At 72.3% G+C, this 6240-nt stretch carries 9 protein-coding genes and 2 pseudogenes; 5 read left to right on the forward strand and 6 right to left on the reverse strand.

Annotated elements, in window-relative coordinates:
* From DK459_RS30575 to DK459_RS03030, 4 genes and pseudogenes are all read left to right on the forward strand, one after another.
* Nucleotides 1-200 (forward strand): annotated as a pseudogene (locus DK459_RS30575) (hypothetical protein); the annotation flags it as partial.
* Nucleotides 201-411: 211 nt separating this feature from the next.
* Nucleotides 412-960: a DUF4142 domain-containing protein gene (locus DK459_RS03020; protein ID WP_020928701.1), complete on the forward strand. Its 549-nt coding sequence runs from the start codon at nucleotides 412-414 to the stop codon at nucleotides 958-960.
* A 37-nt stretch (nucleotides 961-997) separates the two neighbouring features.
* Complete coding sequence (locus tag DK459_RS03025) at nucleotides 998-1228, forward strand: hypothetical protein (protein WP_006384560.1); 231 nt, start codon at nucleotides 998-1000, stop codon at nucleotides 1226-1228.
* A complete protein-coding gene (locus DK459_RS03030; protein ID WP_070540816.1) occupies nucleotides 1225-1491 on the forward strand; it encodes a hypothetical protein in 267 nt (88 codons plus the stop codon). The genes DK459_RS03025 and DK459_RS03030 overlap by 4 nt, the downstream gene beginning before the upstream one ends.
* 85 nt (nucleotides 1492-1576) lie before the next feature.
* Here the strand turns inward: DK459_RS03030 and DK459_RS03035 are convergent, their stop codons facing one another.
* Together DK459_RS03035 and DK459_RS03040 are read right to left on the reverse strand one after the other, a co-directional pair.
* Entirely contained in the window at nucleotides 1577-1954 is a 378-nt protein-coding gene (locus tag DK459_RS03035; RefSeq protein ID WP_038504065.1) for a hypothetical protein, read from the reverse strand.
* 81 nt (nucleotides 1955-2035) lie between these two features.
* Nucleotides 2036-2215, reverse strand: coding sequence for a hypothetical protein (locus DK459_RS03040; protein ID WP_020928704.1), 180 nt, complete (start codon nucleotides 2213-2215; stop codon nucleotides 2036-2038).
* A 117-nt stretch (nucleotides 2216-2332) separates the two neighbouring features.
* On the opposite strand from DK459_RS03040, the gene DK459_RS03045 reads away from it, so the two are divergent.
* Complete coding sequence (locus tag DK459_RS03045) at nucleotides 2333-3424, forward strand: mechanosensitive ion channel family protein (RefSeq protein WP_054448441.1); 1092 nt, start codon at nucleotides 2333-2335, stop codon at nucleotides 3422-3424.
* Between the two features lie 18 nt (nucleotides 3425-3442).
* On the opposite strand, the gene DK459_RS03050 is transcribed toward DK459_RS03045, so the two are convergent.
* The 4 genes and pseudogenes from DK459_RS03050 to DK459_RS03065 form a co-directional block, all read right to left on the reverse strand.
* A complete protein-coding gene (locus DK459_RS03050; RefSeq protein ID WP_054443904.1) occupies nucleotides 3443-3829 on the reverse strand; it encodes a hypothetical protein in 387 nt (128 codons plus the stop codon).
* On the reverse strand, nucleotides 3826-5745 hold the full coding sequence (locus tag DK459_RS03055; RefSeq protein WP_158288268.1) for a transaldolase: 1920 nt from the start codon (nucleotides 5743-5745) through the stop codon (nucleotides 3826-3828). The genes DK459_RS03050 and DK459_RS03055 overlap by 4 nt, the downstream gene beginning before the upstream one ends.
* 8 nt (nucleotides 5746-5753) lie before the next feature.
* Nucleotides 5754-6008 (reverse strand): hypothetical protein, encoded by a 255-nt coding sequence (locus DK459_RS03060; RefSeq protein ID WP_045953269.1) that lies wholly within the window; start codon nucleotides 6006-6008, stop codon nucleotides 5754-5756.
* A gap of 31 nt (nucleotides 6009-6039) precedes the next feature.
* Nucleotides 6040-6150: pseudogene (locus DK459_RS03065) on the reverse strand (DUF892 family protein); the annotation flags it as partial.
* Nucleotides 6151-6240: the final 90 nt, after the last annotated feature.

A 6240-nucleotide genomic window follows, 5' to 3' on the forward strand; every position in this document is an offset into this window, starting at 1 on the left:
CTCAAAGCGACAGCGACAGCGACGCCCAAGGCACCGGCGACCGGCCTGCCGCCGACCCCTTGACGCCGGAGGATGCCGGCAGCGATATCGCCCCCGACGGCGTGGTCGACGAAACCGGCGCCGGCGTGTCGCATGCGCCGCCGGACGCGGCACGCAACGGCGGCCGTCCCGGCCCGGCGCCCGACGACGACGCGGCCTGAGGCGCGCCCTTGAGCCATGCGCCGTCAAGCGATACCGGGGCATTGCGCCACGGCGGTAAAAAATACCGCTGCCCCGTTGTGGTCCGCGTTGTGGTCCGGCCCCCGCCGCCGGGAACGCGGCTTGCTGCTGCCCAAGGCGGCCTGATGGGCTGGCCGTCATCGATGCTCGCCACCCCTTTCACGATGCCCTATCCAACTCCAGGAGAATTCCATGACCCTCCGCACCCTGACCACGGTTTCGCTGTTCGCGCTGTTCGCTCTCGGCGGCCCGCAAGCCGGCATGGCGCAGCAGGCCGTCCCATCCGCGCCGGCCCCGACCAAGCTGGACAGCGGCGATCGCGACTTTATGGAAAACGCCGCCCAGGCCGGCCACCTGGAAGTCGAGGGCAGCAAGCTGGCCCTGGAAAAGGCGCGCAGCGGCGAGGTGAAGACCTTCGCGCAGAAGATGATCGATGACCATGGCAAGGCCGGGCAGCAACTGGCCGCGCTAGCCAAGAGCAAGGGGTACGAAGTGCCCACCGAGCCTTCGCTGGTGCAGAAGGCGCGCCTGCAGGCGCTGGGCCTGCGCGACGAGGGCTTCGACAAGGCCTACGCCGACGAAATCGGCGTGGGCGCGCATGAAGATGCCGTCAAGCTGTTCGAAAAGGCGTCGAACGACGTCAAGGACCCCGACGTCAAGCAGTTCGCCATCCAGACGCTGCCCACCCTGCAACAGCACTTGCAGATGGCCAAGACCTTGAAACAGGCCACCGACAAGTAATGACCGCGACGGGTATGGCTGCCCGGGGGATCGTGCCATGGACCGTGATGAGTTGCTGGCGCGCATGTTGGCGACCTCCGTTTCCGACCGGCCCCTGGCCGATTGGCCGGAGGTCCTGTCCGACTACGCGCAAAGCCTGGCGGCACTGAAGGAAAAGCTGTCGCCACGGGAAATCGAGGCCCTGGTCCGCGCCGGCGCCGACTTCTACAGAACGCTGGCGCGGGCCGAGCAGTACCGGCAGGCGTCGGTATGGAGCAGTCCGCCATGAGCTACCCCAAGACGGCTTCGTCTTCGGTGCTGATCGGCAACGCGGTGGTGTCGCTGACGCCGCCGCGGGCGCGTTCAGGCGCCGTCCGGGTTGCCGCGGCCAATGCCGACCAGGCGCCCGCCGCCGCACCACTGCCCCTTGCCGTCGACCCGCCCCGGCGCCGCGCCCGACTGTCCTTGAGCCTGCGGCTGGCGCTGATGCTGTGGGCGCTGGGCGCGGCCCTGCTGGCCACGCTGACCCTGCTGTCGCGCCTGCCGGCCTGAACCGTGCTGGCGGCGCCGCGACCTGGCGCGGCCAGCCTCGCGGCATGCGCGCCAGGGCCGGCATTCGCCCGCCCCCGGCCGCCGCCTACCGCCCGAATTCGTTGCTCTTGCTGCCTCCCGAGCCCGCCCTGCCGCCGGGCAACCGGCCGTCAGGCGCCGGGTTGGCCGTGGACCCCTTGACCGTGCCCTGCCCCGGCGTGGGTTGGGTGGCGCCATCGGCCGGCGCGCCCTTCGGTATGGTGGGCGGCGGCGCGGACGGGTCGCCCTTGGACGGCCCGGGCGCGGCGTTGGGCGGCATGGGCGCGGGCGCCGGGGCGGGTTTGCCGGATTCCTGCGCCCCCTGTCCCGCGCCGCCGGTGGCCGGCTCGGCGGCGACGCGGGTCGCGACCGGCAGGCCGACCGCCATGCCCAAGGCCAGCGCCAGCGCCTGCAGGCGCTGGCCGCGATACGAATGATGTCTCATGATTTTCTCCTTGCCGTGCGCGAGGCAGGCGGGCGCGAGGGCGGCACGCAAGGCGATGCCGCGCGCCGATTCCGCCGCGATTCAGGGCTTGCTGCGCGCGCCGGCGCCGCGATTGCGCTGGCTTTGCTGGTCCTGGCCGGTGCCGATCTGCGAGGTATGGCCCGCCTTCTTCGAACGGTTCTGGGTATCCCTGTGGCTGGCCTGGCTCTCGCGCGGGGTATCGTCCAGGGAGGAATGGGTGTGGCTGTCTTTGGCTTTCATGGTGTGCCTCGTCTTTGCGGAGTGTGTGAACTCCACAGCAACTCCCGTGCCTCGCCCCGGTGCCAGCGGCGGCACGGCATTTGCTGCCCGCCGGCATTCACGCATGAAGGAGACGATATGCTGACGTCCTGGTTTTCCGGCGCGCCCGCCGACCATCCCATTGCCCTGTGGCTCGCCGCCGTGGCGCTGGGAGTCGCGCTGTTCCTGGCGCTGACGCTGGTGTTGCGGCTGGCACGGTCGCGCCTGGAGCGGCTGGCCCAGCCGGCCGGCCATGGCGCGGCCGGCGCGGCGGCGCGCGTGCTGCGGCGGACCAGCTGGTTGATCCTGGCGCTGGCCTCGCTGCTGGTCGCCGCCGACCTGACCGGCGCGCCGTTTCCCGGGCGTTCGGGCGCGGGCCACCTGTGGTTCGTGCTGGCGGCGCTGCAACTGGCGCTGTGGCTCGACCGCGGCATCGAGGTCGGCCTGAGCCATGCGGTGGCCGCGCGCGGACGGGCCGGGTCGATCACCGCCACCCTGCTCTCGTTCCTGTTGCGGGCGCTGGTCTGGGTGATCGTGCTGCTGGCCATGCTCGACAATGTCGGCGTCAACATCACCGCGCTGGTCGCCAGCCTGGGCATCGGCGGCGTGGCGGTGGCCCTCGCGGTCCAGACCATCCTCAGCGATCTGTTCGCGTCGATTTCCATCGGCCTGGACAAGCCCTTCGAGGCGGGCGACTTCATCGTCTTCGGCACGGTGGCCGGCAGCATCGAACACGTCGGCCTGAAGACCACGCGGATCCGCAGCCTGGGCGGCGAACAGATCGTCTGCTCGAACACCGAACTGCTCAAGCAGACGATCCAGAACTACAAACGCATGCAGCAGCGGCGCATCGTCTTTTCGATCCGGGTGACGTATCGCACCCCGGTCGACCAGGTGGCGGCCGTGCCCGGCATCATCCGCGCCCAGATCGAACGGCAGCCCGACACCCGCTTCGATCGCGCGCACCTGGCCCGGATGGCCGAGAGCGCGCTGGAATTCGAGGCGGTCTACTACGTGATGAGCGCCGACTACAACCGCTACATGGACCTGCAACAGGCCATCTACCTGGGCGTCATGCGCGACCTGCAGGCCGCCGGCATCGCGCTGGCGCTGCCGGAGAGCATCCTGCACCTGGCGCGTCGCCCCCCGCCCGGCGGCGACGAGCGTCGCGCCGGCGCGGGGCCGGCTTGATCAACGGGTATCGGCCGTTCAACGGGTATCGGTCGTGCCGCCCGAGCCGGCCGACGCGCCCGAGCCGGGCATGCCGCCCTGGCCGGTCGACCCGGTGCCGCCCTGGCTGCGCGGCGCGCCGCGGCTGTCCGAACCGCCTTCGCCGCCGAGCCGCTCGGCCGGCCGGTCTTCCTTGGCTGGCCGGGGTTCGCCCTGCGGCGGCTCGTGGCGGGCGCCGGCCCCGGGCTGGGTTTGCCGCGATGGCGCTTGCGCCGGCGGCCGTGGTTCGCCCTTATGCTTGCTGGCGTCGGGCGTGGCGGCGGGCGGCGCCGCGCCGCCGTTGGATTGCCCGGCCTGCGCCAGGGCCGGGCCGACAGCCAGCGTGTTGACGGCAATCGCGGCAGCGATGATCAGTGTGGTCTTCATGGAATCTCTCCGATAGCGGTCGCCGCGCCCGGCATGGGCGTGGTGTGGGATTGCGCGTGGCGGGCGCGCGCTTCTGCCTGGACGGCGCCGGGCGCAAGCGGCGGCGGCAGCGTGGCCGGCGCCAATGCCCTGCGCAACAGCGTGTCCAGCTGCGCCAGCCCGGCGTCGAGGTCGCCCTGGATATGCACGCGCAGGCACGGGCGGCCGCGCGCCATCAGCTCCTCCATGTCCCCCAGCGCCTGCGCGGCCTGGGTTGCGCCGAAGCCGGCCGCATAGCCGGGCGCGGCCAGCTCGCGCGGCGCGTCCGCGGTGATGAACAGGAATCGACCGCAGGCGGTGCCGCCCTTGTGCAACTGGCCGCAGGAATGCAGATAGCGGGGGCCGAAGCCACCCAGCGTGGCGACGCCAGTCCCGCGGCCGATGCAGTCGCGCGCGGACGCCAGCCACCTTTCGCAGGCCGGTCCGCGCGGCAGATAGGCCAGCAGCGCCATGTACCCGCCCGCCCGGGCCGGCGCGGCGTGCGCCGCCAGCAATGCCGCCGCGGATGCGGCGGTGGCGGTGGCGGTCTTGCCATGGAAGGCCAGCGCGCCCTCCACGAGCAACGGTTCATCCGCCTGCGCGGCGACGGCCCCGCCGCCTGCCAGCGCCCGGGTGCGCGCCTTGCTCGCCTCGACGTCGGGTTGGTCGAAAGGGTTGACCCCGAGGACCGCCGCGGCGACGGCGGTGGCCACCTGCCAGCGGAAAAACTCCTGTCCGATCGCCAACCCCACGCCGCTGGTGCAGGTCAGCACCGGGTGGCCGGCGGCGGCCAGTTCACTCGCGTGCGCGGCCAGCGCGGCGTCCGGCGCCTGCGCGCTGGCCAGGTGCACGAAAAGGCGGTCGCGGCGGTATGCCGCGGGCTGGCAACGGGGCTCGTCCGCGACCGGGATCAGACCCTTGCCGTCCTTGCCGGTGGACTCGGCCAGCAACTGTTCGAGCCAGCATCCCAGCGGCCGCAGCCCCGGGTCCGCCAACAGCGTGACCTTGTCATGGCCTGCCAGCGCGGCCTCGCCCAGCAGCGCGCCCAGCACCAGCCCCGGATTGCGATGCAGCGCCACCTGCGTCGAGCAGGCCCGCAGCATGGGCTGCATGGCCCGCAGCAGCGCGGCGGGATCGTGGCCGAGCAATGCCGCGGCCACCAGCCCGAACGGCGACAGCACCGAATTGCGGCCGCCCACCGTGGGCTCGCCCTCGAACACGGCGGCGTAGCCGTCGCGCAGCGCGCGCGCCTGCAGCGGCGTGCCGGGGTCCGTAATGGCGACGAAACGGCGGCCGGCCTCGCGCCGTCCCAGCAGCGCGGCCACGCGCTGCTGGAAATACGCGGCCAGCATGCCGGATTCCAGCGTGGCGCCCGACTTGCTGGCCACGACGAAGAGCGTGCGGGTCAGGTCCAGGCGGGCTTCGAGGGCCAGGATCTGCGCCACGTCGGTCGAATCCAGGACGTGCAGGCGCAAGCCGCCCGCGGCCACGCCCAGGATGTGGGCCAGCGCTTCGGCCCCGAGGGTTGCGCCCCCCATGCCCAGCAACACCGCGTCGGCGTGGCCCGCCACGCACAGCCGGCGGCAGATGGCGGCCAGGCGCGCCGGCCGGGCCGGCCCCGCGCCCGGCCGCAGCCAGCCCAGCCACCGGTCTTCATCGGCGCCGGTCCACAGCGTCGCATCGCGGGCCCACAGCCGCTGCACCCAGGCTTCGCGGTGCGCCAGCGCCAGGCGCTGGTCCAGGCGCTCGGCCAGGGCCGGCGGCAGCGCCGTGGCAAAGCCATTCAGGGCGGTGCGCGGCCTTCGGCCAGCGGCGGGCGGATGGGCGGCGTCCGCGGGCAGGCGCAAGCGGCGTCCGCGGATCGCCGGGGAAAAAGAGGATGGCACATACATGTCCATGGGGGTTCCTAGAGCGAGCGCCAGCTGCGCACCCATATCTGTTGTTCGGGACCCGTATCGCCAAGGCGGTCGATGCCCGGGGTCTGCTGCGGGTCGACGCCCGGCATTGGATTGGGAAGGCCGTCCGGCGGCCAGCGCCCGTGCCGATCCGGTTCGCGCTTGCGCGCCGGCGGGTCGGGCAGCTCCGCCGGCGACTGGTCCGGCGGCCCCGGCCGGTTGCGGCCGGGCATATTGGCGTCTCGGGGATCGGGTGTGGTGGCCATGACAGTCTCCCGGTATGCGTCAGGGCTTGGCGTCGCTGGCGGCGCGGGCCATCTTCGGCAGGGCGCGGGTCAGTTGCTTCTCGGCGCTGTAGATATCGGACAATTCGTGGATGAACAGATCCTGCAAGGTCTTCTGCGTCATTGCTGACTCCTGTGGGGGGTGAAGTGCGTGAAGTTGAAGTGCGTGCGGTGGATGCGCGGGCCAGGTGGCGCCCGCCCCGCGCTACTCAGC

It is taken from the genome of Achromobacter sp. RW408 (assembly GCF_003184165.1).
Classification (GTDB): Bacteria; Pseudomonadota; Gammaproteobacteria; order Burkholderiales; family Burkholderiaceae_B; genus Achromobacter; species Achromobacter xylosoxidans.